Source organism: Bradyrhizobium sp. SZCCHNRI2009 (genome assembly GCF_032485115.1).
Lineage (GTDB): Bacteria > Pseudomonadota > Alphaproteobacteria > Rhizobiales > Xanthobacteraceae > Bradyrhizobium.
Genome location: NZ_JAUEUH010000004.1, coordinates 216,051 through 237,947, shown reverse-complemented (window position 1 = coordinate 237,947; position 21,897 = coordinate 216,051). Strand labels below are relative to the sequence as shown.

Sequence of the window (21,897 nt, the reverse complement as noted above, 5' to 3'; positions counted from 1 at the left end):
ACAAATGCCTCTGGAATACTGGATCATCCGCTTTCGCGGATGATGACAATTGTTGGGGGCGCATCCAGCGTCTGTCGCAACCAACACCGCGGAGCTGCTACTCCCCGATCAGCTGCAGCCACTCGTCCTCGGTGAGCACCTGCACGCCGTGCTTCTGCGCGTCCTTCAGCTTTGATCCCGCGCCGGGACCGGCGACGACGTAGTCCGTCTTCTTCGACACCGAGCCCGAGACCTTCGCGCCGAGCCGCTCGGCGGTCGCCTTGGCCTCATCGCGCGTCATCTTTTCCAGCGTGCCGGTGAACACCACGGTCTTGGTCGCGATCGGCGAATTGCGCTTCGGCTTCTCCGCGTCGAGGATCTTCACCTCTTTCGTCAGCCGCTCGACGATGCCGCGATTGTGGTCCTCGCCGAAATAGGCGGCGACGCTCTTGATCACGGTGTCGCCGATCTGGTCGAGCGCATCCATCTCCGCGATCGCCTCCTCGTCGCCGTTGGCGACCTTGAGACAGGCTTCGTGGAACGCATCCCAAGAGCCGTAGCCGCGCGCCAACGCCAGCGCCGTGGTCTCGCCGACATGGCGCATGCCGAGCGCAAAGATGAAGCGCTCCAGCGCGATCTCGCGCCGCGCGTCGATGGCATTGAAGAGATTGCGCACCGAGGTCTCGCCATAGCCCTCGATCTCCTCGAGCTTCAGCTTGGCGTTGCGCGCGGCCAGCGTGAAGATGTCGGCGGGCTCCTTGACCCAGCCCTGGTCGAAGAAGAATTGGATCTGCTTCTCGCCCAGGCCGTCGATGTCGAAAGCGCGGCGCGAGGCGAACAGCTTGAGGTGCTCGATCTTCTGGAACGGGCAGGCGAACTCGCCGGTGCAGCGGGCGCGCGAGCCCTCCTCGCCGGTCGCAATCTCCTCCCGCACGACGTCGGTATGCAGGGGGCACGGGCACGTCTTGGGGAAATGGAATTCCTTGGCGTGCTTCGGCCGCTTGTCGATGAGGACGTCGACCACCTGTGGGATGACGTCGCCGGCGCGCTGGATCACGACGGTGTCGCCGATCCGGATGTCGCGGCCCTCGCGCAGAACCTCGCCCTTGTTGCCGATCCCCTTGATGTAGTCCTCATTGTGCAGCGTCACGTTCTGCACGATGACGCCGCCGACACCGACCGGCTCAAGCTTGCCGACCGGCGTGAACGAGCCGGTGCGGCCGACCTGGATCTCGATGTCCTTGAGCACGGTCATGGCGCGCTCGGCCGGAAACTTGTGCGCGATGCCCCAACGCGGCGTGCGCGACACGAAGCCGAGCCGCTCCTGCCAGTCGATGCGGTCGACCTTGTAGACGACCCCGTCGATGTCGTAGTCGAGCTCGGCACGCTGCTCCTCGATGTGACGATGGAACGCGATCAGTTCCTCCACCGAGTGGCAGAGCCTGGTGAGCGGATTGGTCGTGAAGCCGCAGCGCTCGAACCATTTGATCATGCCGCTCTGCGTCTCCGCCGGCATCGCGCTCATTTCACCCCAGGCATAGGCGAAGAAGCCGAGGGGACGCGAGGCGGTGATGGCCGGATCCTTCTGCCGCAGCGAGCCTGCGGCGGAGTTGCGCGGGTTGGCGAAGATGGTGTCGCCCGCTTCCTTCTGGCGCTCGTTGAGCGCGAGGAAGGCCTGCTTGGTCATGTAGACCTCGCCGCGCACTTCGCAGATGTCGGGCAGGTTGCGGCCGTGCAGCTTGTGCGGCACGTCCTTCAGGGTGCGGATGTTGGCGGTGACGTCCTCACCCTCGGCGCCGTCACCACGCGTCGCGGCGGTGACCAGCTCGCCGCCCTCGTAACGCAGCGACATCGACAGCCCGTCGATCTTCGGCTCGGCCGAGAAATCGATGCGATCGTCGGCAAGCTTGAGGAAGCGCGCAATGCGGCCGACGAAGTCGCGCACGTCCTCCTCGGCGAAGGCGTTGTCGAGCGACAGCATCGGCACCGCGTGCCGCACTTTCTTGAACCGGCCGGAGGGCGCGGCGCCGACCTTCTGCGACGGAGACTCGCTGCTGACGAGCTCGGGGAAACGCTTCTCGATCGCATTGAAGCGGCGACGCAGCTCGTCATAGGCGGCGTCCGAGATCTTCGGCGCGTCATCCTGATAATAGAGCCTGTCGTGGGTCTCGAGCTCCAGCGCCAGCCGTTTCCATTCCACCTTGGCCTGGGCCTTGGTGAGATCGGCAACGTCGACGGGCTGCTTCGGTTCTGCTGTCTTGGGCATGCGTATGATCTGCTCGTCGTTGCGGGACGGCCCGGAGGCCGTTCCGAAACGACGGTGTACACAATGCGCACGCCGGAGCCAAAGCGTTCGGCCCGCTCCTTTTCCAGCTACGCCGCCGCAGCCTCCAGCAGCCGGTCGGCGGCGGCGCGGGCTTCGGCGGTGACCTCGGCGCCGGCCAGCATGCGGGCGATCTCCTCGCGGCGGTGCAGGGTGGCGAGCGTGTTGACCCGGGTGACGACACGCTTGCCGCGATCCAGCGCATCCTTGGAAATCAGGAGATGCTGGTCCGCCCTGGCCGCGACCTGCGGCGCATGGGTCACGGCCATCACCTGAACCCCGTGCGCGAGCCGCGCCAGCCGGGCGCCGATGGCATCCGCGACCGCGCCGCCAACGCCCGTGTCGATCTCGTCGAACACCAAGGTCGGCGCCGAGCCGCGGTCGGACAGCACGACCTTGAGCGCCAGCAGGAACCGCGACAGCTCGCCGCCCGAGGCGACCTTCATCATCGGGCCCGGCCGCGTGCCCGGATTGGTCTGGACCCAGAACTCGACACGGTCGATGCCCTCCGGCCCCGGCGCCTCGGCGTCGCTGTCGACCCGGGTCATGAACTTGGCGCGCTCCAGCTTGAGCGGGGCGAGTTCGGCATGGACGGCCCGGTTCAGCTTCTCCGCCGACTTGGTCCGCGCCGCCGACAGCTTGGCCGCCGCCGCGGCATAGCGCGCATCGGCTGTTGCCGCCGCCGCCTCCAGCTTCTTCAACTGCTCGGCGCCGGCATCGATCAGGACGACATCCGCGGCATATTTGGCAGCCAAGGCCGCCAGCCCATCCACCGGCGTCGAATATTTGCGCGCAGCCGCGCGCAGCGCGAACAGCCGCTCCTCGATGCGCTCCAGCTCCAGCGGATCGAAATCGGTGGCCGCGAGCGCCACTGTCAGATGCTGATCGGCCTCCTCCAGGGCGTTGATCGCCGAATCGATCGCCTTCACCGCCGGATCGACCAGCGCGGGCGAGCTGACCGCGCGTCGCTCCAGCCGGCGAACGGCCGCGGCCAGCGCGGCGATCGGCGACTGGTTGCCGCTGACCGCATCCTGCGCGTCGCGCAGATCGCCCGCGATCTTCTCGCCCTGCATCATGGCCGTGCGGCGGGCGGCGAGCTGCGTCTCCTCGCCCTCCTTCGGCGCCAGCTTCTTCAGCTCGTCCGAGGCATGCCGCAGATAGTCGGCCTCGCGGGCCGCGCGCTCCATGCCCGCCCGGTGCTCGTCGAGCGCCGTGACCGCGGTCCGGCGGGCCGCCCAGAGGGCCTCGACCGCGGCGACGTCCTTCTCCAGGCCCGCAAAGGCATCCAGCAGCCGGCGGTGGGTGGCGGCATCGACCAGCGCACGCTCATCATGCTGGCCATGGATCTCGACCAGGGTGGCGCCGATCGCTTTCAGCGTCTGCACGCTGACCGACTGGTCGTTGATGAAGGCGCGGGTGCGGCCGTCGCCGAACTGGACGCGGCGCAGGATCATCTCGCCATTGGCATCCAGGCCGTTGGCGGCGAGGATCCTGGCAGCGGGATGATCCTTGCCGATCTCGAACACGGCCGTGACCTGCCCCTGGTCGGCCCCGTGGCGCACCAGGCTGGCGTCGCCGCGACCGCCGAGCGCGAGAGCGAAGGCGTCCAGCAGGATCGACTTGCCGGCACCGGTCTCGCCGGTCAGCACCGCAAGTCCATGGGAGAATTCGAGATCGAGTCGTTCGATCAGGACGATGTCACGGATCGACAGTCGCGCCAGCATGGAACCGAAGTCCTTCGTAACGGGGCGGAACGCCCCTGAGCGAACGACTCGATGCTAGCAGCAAATAGAGAACAAAACAAGAATATAGAACAAAGCCAGATCAAACGAGCGATCCGGCCGTTTGCTCAGCCCAGGCCGAGCTTCTTGAAGGCGCGCGAGATGTAGGAGCCTTTGTTCTCCTCGGGCTCGACGCCGCCCGACTTCACGAGATTGTAGGCGTCCTTGTACCACTTGCTGTCGGGGAAATTGTGCCCGAGCACGGCCGCCGCGGTCTGGGCCTCGCCGACGATGCCGATCGTCATGTAGGCCTCGGTCAGGCGATACAGCGCTTCCTCGACGTGCCGCGTGGTCTGATACTGCGTCACCACCGCCTTGAAGCGGTTGATGGCGGCCGTGTAGTCGCGCTTCTGCATGTAATAGCGGCCGACATCCATTTCCTTGCCGGCGAGCTGGTCGCGGGCGCCCTCCATCTTGGCCTTGGCATTGGTGGCGTATTCGGAGGTCGGATATTTACGCACCACCTCTTCGAGGGAGGCGATGGCCTTCTCGGTCCGGCCCTGGTCGCGGCTGATGTCCGGGATCTGGTCGTAATGCGAGGCAGCGATCAGGTATTGCGCATAGGCCGCGTCGGGGCTGCCCGGGTGCAGGGTCACGTAGCGGGTGGCGGCGCCGATGCAGCCGTCGTAGTCGCCGGCCTGATAGGAGGCGTAGGCCGACATCAGCAGCGATTTGCGGGCCCAGTCGGAATAAGGATGCTGGCGGTCGACCTCCTCGAACTTCTTGGTCGCGCCTTTGACGTCCTTCTTCTCGTTCATCAGGTACAAGCCCTCATTGTAGAGCTTGTCCGCGGGCTCATCGACGAAGGTGTCGTCCTTGGCGAGGAACTTGTCCCAGAGTCCGCCGGTGCCGCAGCCGCTCAACGGCAGCGCCAGCAGGATCAGCGACGCGGCGAGCCGGAGCCGGCCGATGCTTGCTGCGGGATGACGGAGGTCGCGCGTGAGACGCTGTATCGACATGCTTCTTTGGAACCCGATGCCTGTGATCTGATCTACGCCGTGCACCATGAAGGTCGCTTCATGACCGCGAAGGAAGAGCCCCGCCAGTGGCACGCATCACGCGGCCCCGGCCTCTCTAGCCGAAAACACTTCATCAACCAACCGCATAGGAAGCCAATCCGCCCGGATTAAGGCAACACCGAGGCTGCCGCCACGCATCATGGTTACCGCTGAAGAAGCCGTTGGAAAACATCGAAATGCCGATGATCCAGCCACGGAGAAGACGTGGCCAGTAACAAACATTGACAAAAAAGCAGCCGGAAAAAACCGAACGAAGTCGAAAGCAAAGCTCCCGGCAATGTCGCGCGTCGCGCAACCCCGTCGACGGATCAGCCGAGCGGCAGGACGGCGCTCAGGACACGTCCGGGCCGTAGGCCGGCGCAACCATGCCACCGACCATGCCGCCAACGACCTCCGCGGCCACGCGGGGACGCCGCACGGTCTCGCCTTCGACGATCCGCCAAGCCGTGCGATCCGCCATCAGAGCAGTCAGCACCGCATGGTTGAGCTTGTGACCGCCACGGACCGAACGATAGGTTCCGAGCATCGGCAAGCCGGCCAGCGCCAGATCGCCGATCGCATCCAGCACCTTGTGGCGGGCGCATTCGTCGGCGTAGCGCAGACCTTCGGGATTGAGCAGGCGGTCCTCGTCGAACACAAGCGTGTTGTCGAAGGACGAGCCGAGCGCGAAGCCGGCGCTCCACAGCCGCGACACGTCGCTCATGCAGCCGAAGGTGCGGGCGCGGGCGATCTCGCGGCGGAAGCGCTCGGGGCTGAGCTCGAAATGATAGGCTTGGCGGCCGATCACGGGGTTGGTGAAATCGATTTCGGCTTCGACCCAGAAGCCGGAGCTGTTGGGACGCAGCTCGCCCGTGGAGGCGCCGATGGTCACCTGGACCGGCTTGAGCACCTGAATGTAGCGCCGCGGAGCCGACTGATTGACGATCCCGGCCTGGTCGATGGCAGCAACGAACGGTGCCGCACTGCCATCCATGATCGGAACCTCGGGGCCATCGACCTCGATCAGCGCATTGTCGACACCCATGCCGCGCAGCGCGGCGAGAACATGCTCGGCGGTGGACACCAGCGGACCGTTGCGGTCACCGAGCACCGTCGCCAACTCGGTGGCGATCACCGAGCCGAAGGACGCCTGGACCTCGCGGTCGGCGCCATCGAGGCCGGTGCGGAGGAACACGATCCCCGCATCGATCGGCGCAGGCCCGATCGTCAGGCTGACAGGCGCGCCAGAGTGGACGCCTACACCGGTGACGGTGGCTTGCGAACGAAGCGTTGTTTGCCGGCTGAATTTCATCGACGATCGCCCAAGACCCCGCCTGATCCCTCGTCAGCCCGCCCCTCGCGAACCGACTCACTTTCAGGCATCCCCAAGTCACGGCAGAACTTAACGAGAGCCCCAAAGAGCGCCAACTCACGCTTCTTTACGGATTGTTACCCCATCTCTGCCGTATTCGCGCCAACCCTTAACCAAACTGGAACGAGGCCTTAACCCTCCCGGTTCCCGATCTAAACACCGAAAGAATAATTAATCATTTAAAATCAGTTAGTTGAACGGCAATCACGGGGCCCCGGCGGCCCATGGAAAAGGCCCGGCTCTCGCGAGCCGGGCCTGTTCAGCACCATCAGGGCTGTAACAATTCTCAGGTCGCCTGCCGGCGGAGGAAGGCCGGGATATCCAAATGGTCGTCTCCCTGTGGCGCCGGGGACACAGGCGCAGGACGGCCATGGACGTCCAGACCCTGCGGCGCGGGACGGCGGGCATATTCCGAGACAGGCGATTCGTGGCTCGCAACCTGCTGAGCAACGTTCCGCTGCGGCTTACGTTCCGGCAGGGGCGGCATCTGCGGCATGGCAGGACCCGCGGTCCGCACCGGCAGCGGCGGCTCGGCGTCCTCGTCCCGGCGGCCGAGACCGACATTGGCGAGACGCTGCAGCAGCGACATTCGGGTCTTCTGCGGATGCTCGTCGCCCTCGTCGCCCCTCGCCTGACGGATCTCGGCCTGGGCCGGCATCGGCAGGTCCTCGAACTTGGGCATGCGCGGCGCGCGGACCGGAACCCGCTCAGCGGCCTGGGGAATGAAGGTCTCGGGCGGGGCCGCCGGCTCGATCGGAGCCGCGCGCTGCGCCTCGGGCTCCGGGAACAGGGACGGCTTCTGCGCAATCGGGCGGACCGTCACGTCGCCATAAGAGGCTGCCGGCGCCGGAGCAGCCGAGGGCGCGGGCTCGCTTGCCATTGCGGCGGCAACGGCGGCCAGCGTGTCGCGCTCGAGATTCGGCGCCGGACGCGGCGCAGGCGCCATCGGCGCGGGCGCCGCGGCGGCGACGGCCGGAGCCTGCGACGCCTGCTGCTCGAGCTTGGCGGCGCGTTCAGCCAAGCGCTGATTGTCGGCGCGCAGGCGCGCAGTCAGATCGGCGAGGCGGCTTTCAGGGAGACCCGCGGCAGCGGTCGGGGCGGCGGCAATCGGAGCGACAGCCGCCGCCGGCTGTGAGGTCGTGACGTTCCGGTTGAACTGCGCCTGCTCGATGCCGGTCGCGACCACCGAGACCCGAATCAGCCCGTCGAGCGATTCGTCGAAGGTGGCGCCGACGATGATGTTGGCGTCCTGGTCGACCTCCTCGCGGATACGGGTCGCAGCTTCGTCGACCTCGAACAGCGTGAGATCCTTGCCGCCGGTGATCGAGATCAGGAGGCCGCGCGCGCCCTTCATCGACGAATCGTCGATCAGCGGGTTGGCGATGGCGGCTTCGGCGGCAGTGAGCGCGCGCTTGTCGCCGGAGGCTTCGCCGGTGCCCATCATCGCCTTGCCCATCTCACGCATAACAGCGCGGACGTCGGCGAAGTCGAGGTTGATCAGGCCTTCCTTGACCATCAGGTCGGTGATGCAGGCGACGCCGGAATAGAGCACCTGGTCGGCCATCGCGAAGGCGTCGGCGAAGGTGGTCTTCTCGTTGGCGACCCGGAACAGGTTCTGGTTCGGGATGATCAGCAGCGTGTCGACGACCTTGTGCAGCTCGGAGATGCCCGACTCCGCGGTGCGCATGCGGCGCGCGCCCTCGAAGTGGAACGGCTTGGTGACGACGCCCACGGTGAGAATGTTCATCTCGCGCGCGGTCTTGGCAATGACCGGAGCTGCACCGGTGCCCGTTCCGCCACCCATGCCGGCGGTCACGAACACCATGTTGGCGCCCGAGAGATGATCGCGGATCTCGTCGATCACCTCCTGCGCGGCGGCGGCGCCGACGTCCGGCTGCGAGCCGGCGCCGAGGCCTTGGGTCACCTGCGTGCCCATCTGGATGATGCGCTGAGCCTTGGACATGGTCAGCGCCTGCGCGTCGGTATTGGCGACCACGAAGTCCACCCCCTGCAGGCCGGCCGTGATCATGTTGTTGACGGCGTTGCCGCCCGCGCCACCGACACCGAACACGGTGATCCGGGGCTTCAGCTCGTGGATATCAGGAGGGGTAATAGTGAGTGCCATGATTGCCTCTCGATCACGCGCGGGTGGGTTCGCCCCGGCCGCCGGCCGCGGTTGGTGTTGTTGAAAATCGCATGGGGTGGAAACCGGTCATCAGAAGCCCTCGCGTAGCCATCGTCCGACCTTTCCGAAGTAGCCGTCGGTTCCTGTCCCGACCTGCCGCGTATGCCGCGGTTCGACGTGTTCCAGGTGCGCGTATTGCGGATAGACCAGAAGCCCGGTGGGCACCGCGAAGGCGGCGTTCTTGGCCTCGTTGGGGAGACGGCCGAAACCAAGCGGACGGCCGACGCGCACCGGGCGGTCGAGGATCCGGGTCGCAAGCTCGACCAGCCCCGTCAGCTGGGAGGCGCCTCCGCTAAGGACGACGCGCGCCTTGGGTTCTGCCGCAAAGGGCGAATCCTTCAGCCGGTCGCGGACCATTTCAAAAATCTCCTCTGCGCGGTGCCTGACGATGTTCGCGATGGTGGCGCGGGACACGATCTGCGGAACATCCCGCTCGTTGTCACCGGCCGTCGGAACAGACATCAACTCACGCGCGTCGGACCCGCCAGTCAGCACCGTGCCATATAACGTCTTGATTCGCTCGGCATCTGCAATGCACGCTGATAGTCCGCGCGCAAGATCCATGGTCACGTGATGCCCGCCGAGCGCAAAACCGGAGGCATGGACGAAGCGGCCGCCGGAATAGATCGCGATCGTCGTGGTGCCGGCCCCCATTTCGACCACCGCCGCGCCGAGATCGGCCTCGTCGTCGGTCAGCACCGACAACCCGGCAACATACGGGCTTGCCGCCATGGCCTCGACGTTGAGATGGCAACGCTCCACCACGAGCATCAGGTTCTTGGCCACGGTGGCGTCGGTCGTGACCACGTTCATGTCGACGCCGAACTGCCGCGCCAGCATGCCGCGGGGGTCGCGGATGCCCTTCACGCCATCGAGCGTGTAGCCGACGGGCAAGGCATGCAGCACCGCGCGCCCGTCGCCGGTGGCGTGGTGCATGCCGGTTGAGGTCACGCGGCTGACATCGGCCTGGGTCACGGCGCCGCCGCGAATGTCCGAGGTGGCCTCGATCAGATGGCCCATGACGCGGCCGCCGGCGACCGGCAGCAGCACGGACTCGACCCGCACCTTGGCCATGCGCTCGGCCAGCGCGACCGCCTGCCGCACGGCCTGCTCGCATTCGACGGGATCGACGACGGCGCCGGCCTTGACGCCGCGCGACTGGATCTGGCTGTAGCCGATCAGCTCGACCGTGTGGGTGCGGCCGCGCAGCGCGTCGCTGGGCGGCGCCGGCTTCAGCCGCGCGATCATGCAGGCGATCTTGCTGGTGCCGACATCGAGAGAGGCCACAAGCGCGGTGCGCTTCTGGCCCATCGGGCGCGTCTTCGGAGTCTGGCGATCGAAGCCGGTCATGCGTCACCGGCCTTCTTCTTGGACTTCTTGTCCTTGAACAGCTCGTCGTGCGCCTTCGCTGCGTCCTCGGACAGTTGCACCGTCAGCCGGTCCGACAGCCGCAAGTCGATGGCGACGATGTCGCGCGAGAACAGCTTGTCGTCCTGGTCGAGCTGGGTCAGGGTCGCGAGCGCATTACCGACATCGTGCTCGGGCAGGCGAATATCGAGGCCGTCCTTGGTCCGCAGGTTCCAGCGACGCTCGCCGACGAACACGGCGGCCTTGGTGACCGCGCGCACCTGCGGGTAGCGGGCGAGCAGCGCCAGGAAATCACGCGCCCGGCTTTCGGCTCCCTTGCCGACCACGAGCGGCAGGGTCAGGAAACGGCGCGAGACATATTGCTCGAGCACGGCGCCGTCATCGGCGATGACCGAGAGGCGGCCCTCCTGCTGCCAGAGCGCGAACGCCTTGCGCTCGACGACGTCGATCTGGAGCTGGTTCGGAAAGAACTTCTGCACCGTGGCGTCGGCGATCCAGGGGTTGGCCTTGAGCCTGTCGCGCACGGCGGCGGCATCGAGGAACAGCAACGAGGAGCGGCCGGTGACGCCGCCGACGGCGAGGATCTCGTCCTGGGTGAGCTGCTTGCGGCCATTGATCGCCACGGCCGTGATGCGGAAGCCGGCCGCATTGGCCAGGGCATTGCGGGTGTCGGACAGGGCCGCGCTGACGTCCTGGGCGTGGCCGCCCTTGACGATGCCGAGCCAGACGCTGCCGAACAAGAGCACCACGGTCGCCACGGTGCCGAGCCGGCGCGGCAAATAGCGCTCGACGAGCTCGACCACGCGCGGCGGCGCCTCGCGCTCGACCATCGGCGCGCGCGCGGCCTGCATCGACGCCAGATCTCTTCGGCTCGACCGCCTGCCTTGCTTCGTGCCGCCGTGCGCGAAGCGGATACGCGGAAGGCGGGCCGAGACATACTCGCGCAGCAGGATTGCCGCGCCAAGGGCAGCGGCTTTCAGGTTCGCTTGAGGCCTCTGCGATCGAGCGAGGCGTCCTGCACCATCCATTGCACGAGCTCATCAAACTGTTGCGCCCGCAGATACTCGCGGACCCACGCCTGCGCTCCCGGCCGGCCGGAGGCTGGTGACGTCGCGATGCGTGACGTCACGACCCGGCAGCCGAGCACCACTGAGGCGCCAGCGTTAACCTTCGGACGTCCTGGTAAACAAAAAGTAAAATCGGTCCGGAGAGACGAATTTTTTCTCCGATTTATGAGGACCTTGCCCGGAATTCTTAAGCATTTTACGGGTTACAGGAACCACCGGGAGACGCCGGGCCGGGTTCCTGCGGGGCGCCTACCGAACGCCGGATCGTCGGCTGCGCCCCTCCGCCAAGGCGATCTGCTGATTGAGGAAATCGACAAAAGCGATCCCCTGCGCCGCGAGCGCCTTGGGATACAGCGAGGCTGCGGTCAGCCCGGGCAGCGTATTGGTCTCGAGATAAACGGGACCATTGGCCGAGACGATGAAGTCGGTCCGCGAATAGCCGCCGCAGGACAGCGCGCGATGCGCCTTGATCGCCTCCGTCTGCAGCGCGGCCGTCACCTCCGGACTGAAGCGGCCGGGACAGATCTCCTTCGTCGCCGCGGCGAGGTACTTCGCGAAATAGTTGAAGGCGCCGTCGGCGGGGAGGATCTCGATCGGCGGCAGCGCGATCAGCGAGCCGTCTACCTGTTCGAGCACGCCGCAGGTCGCTTCCGTTCCGGTGACGAACGGCTCGATCAGATACTCCTCGGTCGCGGCCGCCGCTTTGACGGCAATGAGGTCCTGGCTGGCGTTGACGAAGATCAGGCCGAAGCTCGATCCGTCCTTCACCGGCTTGGCGATCAGCCGGCCGTAGCGCGCCAGCGCCGCTTCGGCGTCATCGAACGCGACACCCTCGGCCGCTGTGACCCCGCCGAGCACGGCGAAGCGCTTGGCGGCAACCTTGTCGAAGGCGAGGTGCGAGGCGGCCGAGCTCGAGCCGGTGAACGGCACGCCGCGAAGCTCGCACATCAGTTGAAGCTCGCCATTCTCCGCCCGGCCGCCGTGGAGACCGAGCACCAGAACCCGATCCTCGGCCCTGGCGCGATCGAGCGCCTCGGCGAGCGTCCCGATACTCTCACCATCGGCGGTGAACGGCTCCTCGAACGGCTTGGCATGAGCCATGAGCGCCGGGCCGCTCGCCTTATGCACCGTGTCGTCGGCCTCCCAGAACCAGAGGTCAGCCTCGGGCAGCGCGGCATGCAGCGCTTTGGCGCTGGCGACCGAGACGAGGCGCTCCTTGTTGGAGCCGCCGAACAAAATCGTGGTGCGCATCAATGTCTTCTCGGTTGATCTCACAACCGCAGTCGCGATTGCGCTGACGTCACTTGAGCAGGCGGGGCGATCAGCTCGCCTTGACTCCGATCCGCTTGATCTCCCACTGCAACTCGATGCCCGATTTCGCCTTGACCCGCTCGCGCACGGTCTCGCCGAGAGTCTCGATGTCGTCAGCGGTGGCGTTGCCGGTGTTGATCAGGAAGTTGCAGTGCATTTCTGAAACCTGGGCGCCGCCGACCTTGAGACCGCGGCAGCCTGCGGCATCGACCAGCTTCCAGGCGGAATGTCCCGGCGGATTCTTGAAGGTCGAGCCGCCGGTCTTCTCGCGGATCGGCTGCGCCGTCTCACGATGCGCCTGCACCTCGGCCATGCGCGCCCGGATCGCCTCCGGCGCCGACGGCGTGCCGCGGAAGCGCGCTGCCGTGAAGATCAGCGACGGATCGACGCCGCTCGCGCGATAGGTGAACTTCATCTCGGCATTGTCGAAGCGGTGCGTCTTGCCATGGCGGTCAATCGCGATCGCCTCGACCAGGATGTCCTTTGTCTCGCCGCCATTGGCGCCGGCATTCATCCGCAGCGCGCCGCCGATCGTGCCGGGAATACCGAACAGGAATTCCAGGCCCGCGAGATTGGCCGACGCCGCGATCTCGGCGACGCGCTTGTCGAGCGCGGCGGTGCCGGCGGTCACGATGTCGCCCTCCGCCTTGACCTCGCCGAACGCGCGCGGCGCCAGCCGGATCACGACGCCCGGCACGCCGCCGTCGCGCACGATCAGGTTGGAGCCGACGCCGATGACGTAGAGCGGCAGATCACTGGACAGGTTCTTGAGGAAGTAGGCGAGGTCGTCAGCATCCGCCGGCGTGAACAGCACCTGCGCCGGTCCGCCGACGCGAAACCAGGTGAGAGGCGCGAGACTCTCGTTGGCGAGGAGCCGCCCGCGCAGCTCCGGCATTGCGGCTTTGAGCTCGGGCGTAATGTCGGGGAAACTCACGCGGCTGCTCTCACATCGTGCGCCGACATCGTCAGGGTCGGCACGCACTCTCCGTTCCCTCCCCCCTTGTGGGGGAGGGTCAGGGAGGGGGGTGAGCCCCAGGCGCCGGCGCTCGTGGTCCCCCCCTCTCCACCTCTCCCCCACAAGGGGGGAGAGAGCAGAGTATGCCGCGTAGCTGCCAGCTCGCCCAACGACACAGCCCTCATCCCAGCGCCTTCAACTCACCGGGCAGCGCGTAGGCCCATTGCGTGATGTTGCCGGCACCGAGGCACACGACCAGGTCACCGGGCTTGGCGAGACCCTTGACGATGCCGGCGAGATCGGCGGCCTTCGGCAGCGGCACCACGTCGCGATGGCCGTGGGCGCGCAGGCCCAGAACGAAGTGATCGCGATCGATGCCCTCGATCGGCACCTCGCCGGCCGGATAGACGTCGGCAACGACGACCGCATCGGCGTCGTTGAAGCAGGTGCAGAACTCCTCGAACAGCGATTGCAGCCGGGTGTAGCGATGCGGCTGCACCACGGCGAAGACCTTGCCATTGGTGGATTCGCGCGCCGCCTTCAGTACCGCCGCGATCTCGACCGGATGGTGACCGTAGTCATCGATCACGGTGACGCCATTCCACTCGCCGGTGCGGGTGAAGCGGCGCTTGACGCCGCCGAAGCCGGCAATCGCCTTGCGGATGGCCTCGTCGGACAGGCCGAGCTCGCGCGCGACCGCGATCGCCGCCGTTGCGTTCGAGGCATTGTGCCGGCCTGGCATCGGCAGCGCGATGTCGGCAATCTCGTGCGTCTCACCGCTCTTGCGGTCGCGGAACACGACCTTGAACGACGAGCCGCCGCCCATCGGCGCGAGGTCGACAAGGCGGACATCGGCTTGCGGGTTGACACCGTAGGTGATGATGCGGCGGTCCTCGATCTTTCCGACCAGCGTTTGCACCACCGGATGATCGATGCACATCACGGCGAAGCCGTAGAACGGCACGTTCTCGACGAAGGCGCGGAAGGCGTCCTGCACGGCCTCGAAGGTCTTGAAGTGATCGAGATGCTCGGGATCGACATTGGTGACGATCGCGACATCCGCCGGCAGCTTCAGGAAGGTGCCGTCGCTCTCGTCGGCCTCGACCACCATCCATTCGCCGGCGCCAAGCCGCGCGTTGGTGCCATAGGCATTGATGATGCCGCCATTGATGACGGTCGGATCGAGACCGCCGGCATCGAGCAGCGCCGCGACCATCGAGGTGGTCGTGGTCTTGCCATGGGTGCCGGCGATGGCGACGCAGCTCTTCAGCCGCATCAGCTCGGCCAGCATCTCGGCACGCCGGACGACGGGAATGCGCTGGGCGCGCGCCGCCATCAGCTCGGGATTGTCGCGCTTGATGGCGGTCGAGACGACGACGACGTCGGCACCCGCGATGTTCTCGGCCTTGTGCCCGACGCTGACGGTGATGCCCTTCTCGCGCAGGCGTGCGACGTTCGCATTGTCCGAGGCGTCCGAGCCCTGCACGGTATAGCCGAGATTGCACAGCACCTCGGCGATACCGCTCATGCCGATGCCGCCGATCCCGACGAAGTGGATGGGTCCGATCTCGCGCGGCAGTCTCATGGGGGCATCTCGTCTCAAGGGTTCCGGGCGCCCGGCGGGAGGGAGCGGCCGCGAATCATCAGCCCTTCTTGCAAGACATGACCGACCTGGACAAGTCCGGCCAGGCCGTAAGAATTGCCAAATTCGCAGGCGTTCGCCCGATTTTGGCCGATTTTGGCAACCCAGCCGGCGCGATCGGCCAGGAGTTCCCGCTCGATCCCCACCTTCACAAATTGTTAAGCGCGATCACACGCTGCCCCCTCCCAACAGGATACCTGCAATTTTTGCGCGCTCACCGCGTCAGTTCGCGTGGCATGAGTAGCGGGCGGCCGGCGTGCCGGGCACGCATATTTCAATCTTTGATGGAGAACCCTCGCCGATGTGCTCGCTGTGTGAAACGCACCCTCCCGTATTGTCCCGGCGCCGGCTGCTTGGCGGCGGCGCAGTGCTGGCTGCCGCGGCGGTCGGCGCACTTCCGGCGTTTGCCAAGGAAGCCAAGCAGGCGAGCGACAGCGCGATGCCCCCCAACGCCATCTCTCCGGACGACGCGATGAAGCGCATCGTCGATGGCAACGCGCGCTACGTCGCCGGCAACCTCGACAACAAGGATTTCTCGGCCGGCCGGGCGGCGCGCACCGCGGCCCAATACCCGATCGCCGCGATCGTGAGCTGCGCCGATTCCCGGGTCGCCCCCGAGCTGGTGTTCGATCAAGCGCCCGGTGAGCTGTTCGTGGTCCGGGTCGCCGGCAATTTCGTCAACGACGACGGTCTCGCCAGCCTCGAATATGGCGTCAAGTTTCTCGGCACGCCTCTCGTCCTGGTGCTCGGTCACAGCGGCTGCGGGGCCATCGATGCGACGATCAAGGTACTCAAGGACGGCACCAAGCTGCCAGGCCACCTGCCCGCACTGATCAATGCGCTCAAACCCGGCGTCGAGGCTGCGATCGCGAAGAAGCCGCAGGATCTGCTGGCCGAAGCCACCGCGGAGAACGTGCGCAGCAACGTCCGGCGCCTGTCGACCGCCAAGCCGATTCTCGGCCGCATGGTCGCCGAGGGCAAGGTGAAGATCGTGGGCGGCATCTATGACATCGGCACCGGCCGGGTCACGATGATCTGACGCCTCAAGCTGGCCGCAGCACGCGATCCGCACGCGCGGCTGCGGCCGCGAGCCAACACACTTGGTGGCAGAACCAGGCCTCCACGGAGGCCACGAAACCCGGCGTCAGCATCAGATGCCGGCGCCCGTCGCCGAAGCGGAGCAGACCGCGCCCCTCCATGGTCGTCAGCAGATTGCGGATATGGGAGCGCGAGACGCCGAGCGAGGTCGCAAGCTCCGCCGTCGAAATCGCGACGGCCTCGCGCCCAACAGCGGACCGGGCGACGAGCGTCAGCGCCAGATGGATGCCGCTGTCGTGCTCGTCGGTCCAGGCGAGATCGGGAAATCCCGTCAGGGGCCGATTGTCGCGGCACAGCCAGCTCGCACATTGCCGGATCGTCTCCGCATAGAACACGGCGTCATCCTGCAGACGAAGGCTCAGTCCGCCAGCATGCGTCAATCGGGCGTGGCAATCCAGATGCATGGCAAGCCAGCCTCGCAGCCCCTCGAGGATGACGGGGCCGGGCACCAGGTAGCGGATACGAGCATCCTCGGGATCGCGCTCGACGGTCACCAGCGACAGACCGCGCAACACCGCGACGAACGCCGCCGTCTGCCGCGGACCCGGCAGCCGCCTCTGCAGGCGTGTCAGGGTTGGCCGCTCGACCGGCTTGCGCGCCGACATGTGCATCATCACGATGTGCGCGGCGATTTCCGTCGGAGCGCGCTGACCGAACAGCTTGATCATCAGGCGTTGACCGCGCAGCGGCGCAATCAGCTGGTCGCAAAATCCGACGAGCACAGGCACAAAGGACGGATGGCGCCGCAAGTGCATCGGATGATCGTCAAGCAGGACAGCGCCATCGTCGGAACTCCGGTTCATCATGGGATCACCGTGCGCTTGCGCGACTAGAGCGCCGCAGTCCTGATCACGAGATCGGCCAGCCGTTCCGCGGCATCGAGCCGCCCGGCTGTGCGCGCAGCCTGGGCCATCGCGGCGAGACGCGTCGGCTCGGCGGCGAGCGCCGAGATCTCGGAAGCCAGCCTGTCGGAGGTGAATTCGCTCTGCACGATCCGGATCGCGGCGCTCGCGTCCGACAGCACGCCGGCATTCGCGAACTGGTCCTGGTCGATGGCGCCCGGTAGCGGCACCAGGATCGAGGGCCGGCCGATCGCGGCGAGCTCGGCGACGGTGCCGGCGCCGGAACGCGAGATCACGAGGTGATTGGCGGCGAGCCGCGCCGGCAGGTCGGTGAAGAAGGGTTGCAGATCGGCATTGATCTTGAGCCGGTCATAGACCGCGCGCACCCGCGCCATGTCCTCCTGGCGCACCTGCTGGGTCAGCACCAGCCGGCTCCAGAGAGCCGGCTCCAGCCGCTCGATCGCGCCGGGCACGATGTCGCTCATGATGCGCGCGCCCTGGCTGCCGCCGACGACGAGCAACCGCAGCGGCCCGGCGGTCTCCGGCGGGACATAGGGCACGCCCGCGGCTTCGAGGATTGCAGGTCGCATCGGGGTGCCGACCGTGGTCGTCTTGCCGGCCAGCGCGGGATCGCGGTCGAGCACGCCCGGCAACGAGGTTGCAATCGCCTTCACATGCGCGGACAGGAAACGATTGGCGCGGCCGAGCACGGCATTGGCGTCGTGGATCAGGCTGGGCACGCCGGCGAGGCGCGCCGCCAGCAGCGGCGGCACGGTCGGATAGCCGCCGAAGCCGATCACGGCCGCGGGCTTGAGTCGCCGCATCAGGTTGAAGGCCGCGATGGTGCCGGTGCCGAGCAGCAGCGCGGTGCGCGCGAGCGCGACCGGCGAGCGGCTGCGCACCGTCTCGCTCGGCACCACGTCGATCATGTCCTTGGTGAACAGGCCGCTGTAGCGCAGCGCGCGCGCGTCGGTGACGAGACGGACGCGATAGCCGCGCCTGATCAGCTCGACGCCGAGCGCTTCAGCCGGAAACAGATGGCCGCCGGTGCCGCCGGCCGCGAGCAGAATGAGAGGCGCGGTTGAGGTCATGCGCGCTTGTTTACAGGCAATGTCTCGTCATTGCGAGCCAGCAGCCTAAGCGTAATTGCGCAGCGCGCCGGCTGCGTCGCCGGCCTCGAGCTCCATCCGCGGCCGCTGTCGGGTCAGCGCCAGCATCATGCCGACGCCATAGGCCAGCGACACGATCGAGGAGCCACCGTAGGAGATGAAGGGCAAGGTCATGCCCTTGGCCGGGATCAACTGCAGATTGACCGAGATGTTGATGGCCGCCTGGATACCGAACAGGATCGCGAGGCCCGAGGCCGCGAAGCGCGCAAAGCTATCCTCGGTCGCATAGGCGCGCGACAGCGTGCGGATCACGATGAACGCAAACAGCGCGACCAGCGCCAGGCACAGGATGATGCCGAACTCCTCGGCAGCGACCGCGAACACGAAATCGGTGTGGCTGTCCGGCAGGCTGCGCTTGGCGATGCCCTCGCCCGGCCCCAGCCCGAACCAGCCGCCGTTGGAGAACGCCTCCATCGCGGTGTCGACCTGGAAGGTGTCGCCGGAGGCCGGGTTCATGAAGCGCTTGATGCGGCCGGCGACGTGCGGGACCAAGAGATAGGCGCCGAACAGGCCGGTGGCGGCGGCGCCCGCGAGGCCCGCAACCCAGATCATGCGCATGCCGGCGATGAAGAACAGCGAGCCCCAGACCATCAGGATCAGCATGGTCTGGCCGAAATCCGGCTCCATCACCAGGAGCGACACCAGCACCAGCAGCAGCACCAACGCCATCGTGGTCGCCGGCATGTCGGGCCGCCGCGCGGATTCCGAGAACAGCCAGGCGGAAACGACGACGAAGGCCGGCTTCGCCGCCTCGGACGCCTGGATGTTGACGCCGATCAGCGTGATCCAGCGCCGCGAGCCCTTCACCTCCGGGCCGATCGCGAGCGTCAGCACGATCAGCACGATGGCGATCGTGAACACCACCAGCGCGCTGCGCCGGATCTGGCGCGGCGACAGGAAGGAAACGCCGATCAGCACGATGAACGACGGCAGCAGGAACAGGACGTGGCGGTTGAAGAAGTGGAACGGATCGAGCCCGATCCGAGTCGCCACCGGCGGGCTGGCCGCGAGCGACAGAATCACCCCGCACAGCATCAGCGCGAGGATGGAGCCGAGCAGCGGCTTGTCGACCGTCCACCACCAGTCGGACAGCGGATTGCGTTCTTCACGGGAGAGCATCGGGCGTCCACCTGAGCCGAGTGTCAGCCCATTGGCACCCAGGATGGTTATCGAAGGGTTAAGAAAATCGCTGGCAACGCTGCCTCAGGCCACCCGCTCCACGCCCGGCAGCGCCTGCACCAGGTCGCGGAAATGCGTGCCGCGGATTTCGAAGTTGCGGAACTGATCGAAGGAGGCGCAGGCCGGCGACAGCAGCACCACGACATCCTTCAATCCCGAGGCCTCCGCATCGGCGGCCGCCTGGGAGACCGCGACCTCCAGCGTGCCGGACATGTCGTGCGGCACCTTGTCGCCCAGCGTGCCAGCGAACTCCGCGGCCGCCTCGCCGATCAGATAGGCCTTGCGGATGCGCGGGAAGAAACCCGCGAGGCCGGTGATGCCGCCGGCCTTCGGTTTGCCGCCGGCGATCCAGAAGATGTCGGCGAAGGACGACAATGCGTGCGCGGTCGCGTCTGCGTTGGTGCCCTTGGAGTCGTTCACGAACAGCACGTTGCCGCGACGGCCGACCTGCTCCATGCGATGCGCCAGGCCCGGGAAGCTGCGCAGCCCTTGCTGCAACACGTCCTCCTTCACACCGATCGCGAGCGCCGCGGCGGCGGCGCAGGCCGCATTCTGAGCATTGTGCTGGCCGCGCAGCGAGCCGATGCCGCCAAGCCGGGCGACCTCGCTGCGGGCCCCGCCTGCACTGCACACAATCGTCTCGTGCTCGACATACAGCCCGTCCGCCAGCGGGTTCTTCACCGAGATGCGCACGACGCGCTTGCCGGCCCGGTCGAGCCGGTCGGCGATCGCGCGCGAAAAACCGTCGTCGACGCCGACGATCGCGGAGCCCTTGGACTGGACACTCGCCACCAAGCGCTCCTTTACGGCCGCGTAGTTCTCGATCGTGCCGTGCCGGTCGATGTGATCCTCGCTGACATTAAGCAGGATGCCGACGCTCGGATCGAGCGATGGTGTCAGGTCGATCTGGTAGGACGACATCTCGATGACGTGGACGCGGCCCATGCGCGGCGGCTCGAGGGACAGGATCGCGGTGCCGATATTGCCGCCCATCTGGGTGTCGTAGCCGGCGACGCGCATCAGATGCGCGATCAACGCCGTCGTGGTCGATTTGCCGTTGGTGCCGGTGATCGCGACGAACGGCGCATCCGGCGCGTGCCGCCTGCGCTCGCGGCAGAACAGCTCGATGTCGCCGATCACCTCGACCCCGGCCTCGCGCGCCTTCAATACGGTCCAATGCGGCACGGGATGGGTCAGCGGCACGCCCGGCGCCAGCACCAGCGCGGCGAAGTTCGCCCAGGAGACGGTGCGCAAATCGGCGGTGATGAAACCCGCCTTCGCCGCTTCCGTCATCCGATCGGCGCCGTCGTCGGCCGCGATCACTTCGGCGCCGCCGGCCCGCAGGGCATGACACGAGGCCAGCCCCGAGCCGCCGAGCCCGAACACGGCGACGGTCTTTCCAGCAAATGCGGTGACGGGGATCATGTCAGCGCAGCTTCAGCGTCGAGAGACCGACCAGCGCCAGCATCACCGAGATGATCCAGAACCGGATCACGATCTGCGGCTCGGTCCAGCCGAGCTGCTCGAAATGGTGGTGGATCGGCGCCATCTTGAATATGCGCTTGCCGGTCAGCTTGAACGAGGCGACCTGCACGATCACCGACACGGCCTCCAGCACGAACAGGCCGCCGATGACAGCCAGCACGATCTCGTGCTTCACCGCGACCGCGATCGATCCGAGCATGCCGCCGAGCGCCAGCGAGCCGGTGTCGCCCATGAAGATCGACGCCGGCGGGGCGTTGAACCAGAGAAAGCCAAGGCCCGCGCCGAGCACCGCGCCGCACAGCACGGCAAGCTCACCAGTGCCCGCGACATAGTGGATCTGCAGGTAGTCCGAGAACACCGCATTGCCGGCGAGATAGGCGATCAGGCCGAAGCTGGCGGAGGCGATCATCACCGGCACGATTGCCAGGCCGTCGAGCCCGTCGGTCAGGTTCACGGCATTGCCGGCGCCGACGATGACGAACGCTCCGAAGATGACATAGAGCCAGCCGAACTTGATCACCAGATCCTTGAAGAACGGAATGGCAAGCCCGGTCGAGGACGGATCGCGCCCGAGCCGCACCAGCGCGTAACAGGCGACCAGAGCGATCGCAGCCTCGATCAGCAGCCGCAGTCTGCCGGCAAAGCCGGAATGCGACTGCTTGGTCACCTTCAGATAATCGTCATAGAAGCCGACGAAGCCGAAGCCGAGCGTCACCGCGAGCACGATCCAAACATAGGGGTTGAGCGGATTGGCCCACAGCACGGTGGAGACGACGAGGCCCGACAAGATCATCAAGCCGCCCATCGTAGGCGTGCCCTTCTTGCTGATGATGTGCGATTGCGGGCCGTCGGTGCGGATCGGCTGGCCCTTGCCCTGGCGCAGGCGAAGATGATCGATGATCCAGGGCCCGAACAGGAACACGAACAGCGCCCCGGTGACGACGGCGCCGCCCGTACGGAACGTGATGTAGCGGAACACGTTCAGCAATCCGCGAAAGACGGACAGGCTCGGAAACGTATTCGTCAGCTCGATCAACCAGTAGAACATCCAACCCGCCTATGCCGCCTCACCGAGACCGCGAACACGAATTCGGTCGCGAATCCGGTCCAGCCTCTTTTAACCATGATCGGGGCCGGGTGCGA

Annotated in this window: 17 protein-coding genes; 2 read left to right on the top strand and 15 right to left on the bottom strand. The window is 66.7% G+C overall.

Features of this window, described 5'->3' with window-relative positions; all coding sequences use genetic code 11:
• Positions 1-97: 97 nt before the first annotated feature.
• From ligA to murC, 10 genes are all read right to left on the bottom strand, one after another.
• Positions 98-2,245, bottom strand: a complete 2,148-nt coding sequence (ligA, locus tag QX041_RS16210; RefSeq protein WP_316165954.1) for an NAD-dependent DNA ligase LigA — start codon at positions 2,243-2,245, stop codon at positions 98-100.
• A 107-nt stretch (positions 2,246-2,352) separates the two neighbouring features.
• Complete coding sequence (recN, locus tag QX041_RS16205) at positions 2,353-4,026, bottom strand: DNA repair protein RecN (RefSeq protein WP_316165953.1); 1,674 nt, start codon at positions 4,024-4,026, stop codon at positions 2,353-2,355.
• A gap of 125 nt (positions 4,027-4,151) precedes the next feature.
• The gene (locus QX041_RS16200) at positions 4,152-5,042 is read right to left on the bottom strand and encodes an outer membrane protein assembly factor BamD (protein WP_315713426.1); all 891 of its coding nucleotides are present in this window, start codon (positions 5,040-5,042) and stop codon (positions 4,152-4,154) included.
• Between the two features lie 391 nt (positions 5,043-5,433).
• A complete protein-coding gene (gene lpxC, locus QX041_RS16195; RefSeq protein WP_315713427.1) occupies positions 5,434-6,393 on the bottom strand; it encodes a UDP-3-O-acyl-N-acetylglucosamine deacetylase in 960 nt (319 codons plus the stop codon).
• A gap of 346 nt (positions 6,394-6,739) precedes the next feature.
• On the bottom strand, positions 6,740-8,578 hold the full coding sequence (gene ftsZ, locus QX041_RS16190; protein ID WP_315713428.1) for a cell division protein FtsZ: 1,839 nt from the start codon (positions 8,576-8,578) through the stop codon (positions 6,740-6,742).
• 90 nt (positions 8,579-8,668) lie between these two features.
• Positions 8,669-9,988 (bottom strand): cell division protein FtsA, encoded by a 1,320-nt coding sequence (gene ftsA, locus QX041_RS16185; protein ID WP_315713429.1) that lies wholly within the window; start codon positions 9,986-9,988, stop codon positions 8,669-8,671.
• Positions 9,985-11,034, bottom strand: coding sequence for a cell division protein FtsQ/DivIB (locus QX041_RS16180; protein WP_315713430.1), 1,050 nt, complete (start codon positions 11,032-11,034; stop codon positions 9,985-9,987). Before QX041_RS16180 ends, ftsA begins: the two co-directional genes overlap by 4 nt.
• A 288-nt stretch (positions 11,035-11,322) precedes the next feature.
• On the bottom strand, positions 11,323-12,324 hold the full coding sequence (locus tag QX041_RS16175) for a D-alanine--D-alanine ligase (RefSeq protein WP_316165951.1): 1,002 nt from the start codon (positions 12,322-12,324) through the stop codon (positions 11,323-11,325).
• 70 nt (positions 12,325-12,394) lie between these two features.
• Complete coding sequence (murB, locus tag QX041_RS16170) at positions 12,395-13,318, bottom strand: UDP-N-acetylmuramate dehydrogenase (protein ID WP_316165950.1); 924 nt, start codon at positions 13,316-13,318, stop codon at positions 12,395-12,397.
• A 202-nt stretch (positions 13,319-13,520) separates the two neighbouring features.
• Positions 13,521-14,924 (bottom strand): UDP-N-acetylmuramate--L-alanine ligase, encoded by a 1,404-nt coding sequence (murC, locus tag QX041_RS16165; protein ID WP_316165949.1) that lies wholly within the window; start codon positions 14,922-14,924, stop codon positions 13,521-13,523.
• Positions 14,925-15,282: 358 nt separating this feature from the next.
• Here murC and QX041_RS16160 point away from each other — a divergent pair, with 358 nt between their 5' ends.
• Positions 15,283-16,020 (top strand): carbonic anhydrase, encoded by a 738-nt coding sequence (locus QX041_RS16160; protein WP_316165948.1) that lies wholly within the window; start codon positions 15,283-15,285, stop codon positions 16,018-16,020.
• Positions 16,021-16,024: 4 nt separating this feature from the next.
• On the opposite strand, the gene QX041_RS16155 is transcribed toward QX041_RS16160, so the two are convergent.
• Positions 16,025-16,684 (bottom strand): hypothetical protein, encoded by a 660-nt coding sequence (locus QX041_RS16155; protein ID WP_316165947.1) that lies wholly within the window; start codon positions 16,682-16,684, stop codon positions 16,025-16,027.
• A gap of 15 nt (positions 16,685-16,699) precedes the next feature.
• Here QX041_RS16155 and QX041_RS16150 point away from each other — a divergent pair, with 15 nt between their 5' ends.
• Complete coding sequence (locus QX041_RS16150; protein WP_316165946.1) at positions 16,700-16,912, top strand: hypothetical protein; 213 nt, start codon at positions 16,700-16,702, stop codon at positions 16,910-16,912.
• Here QX041_RS16150 and murG read toward each other — a convergent pair.
• From murG to mraY, 4 genes are all read right to left on the bottom strand, one after another.
• Entirely contained in the window at positions 16,909-18,012 is a 1,104-nt protein-coding gene (gene murG, locus QX041_RS16145) for an undecaprenyldiphospho-muramoylpentapeptide beta-N-acetylglucosaminyltransferase (RefSeq protein WP_316165945.1), read from the bottom strand. The two genes, QX041_RS16150 and murG, sit on opposite strands and share 4 nt — an antisense overlap.
• Positions 18,013-18,057: 45 nt before the next feature.
• Positions 18,058-19,209, bottom strand: a complete 1,152-nt coding sequence (gene ftsW / locus QX041_RS16140; RefSeq protein ID WP_316165944.1) for a putative lipid II flippase FtsW — start codon at positions 19,207-19,209, stop codon at positions 18,058-18,060.
• An 84-nt stretch (positions 19,210-19,293) separates the two neighbouring features.
• Positions 19,294-20,694, bottom strand: coding sequence for a UDP-N-acetylmuramoyl-L-alanine--D-glutamate ligase (gene murD / locus QX041_RS16135; protein ID WP_316165943.1), 1,401 nt, complete (start codon positions 20,692-20,694; stop codon positions 19,294-19,296).
• 1 nt (position 20,695) lies between these two features.
• A complete protein-coding gene (gene mraY, locus QX041_RS16130) occupies positions 20,696-21,802 on the bottom strand; it encodes a phospho-N-acetylmuramoyl-pentapeptide-transferase (RefSeq protein WP_315713440.1) in 1,107 nt (368 codons plus the stop codon).
• Positions 21,803-21,897: the final 95 nt, after the last annotated feature.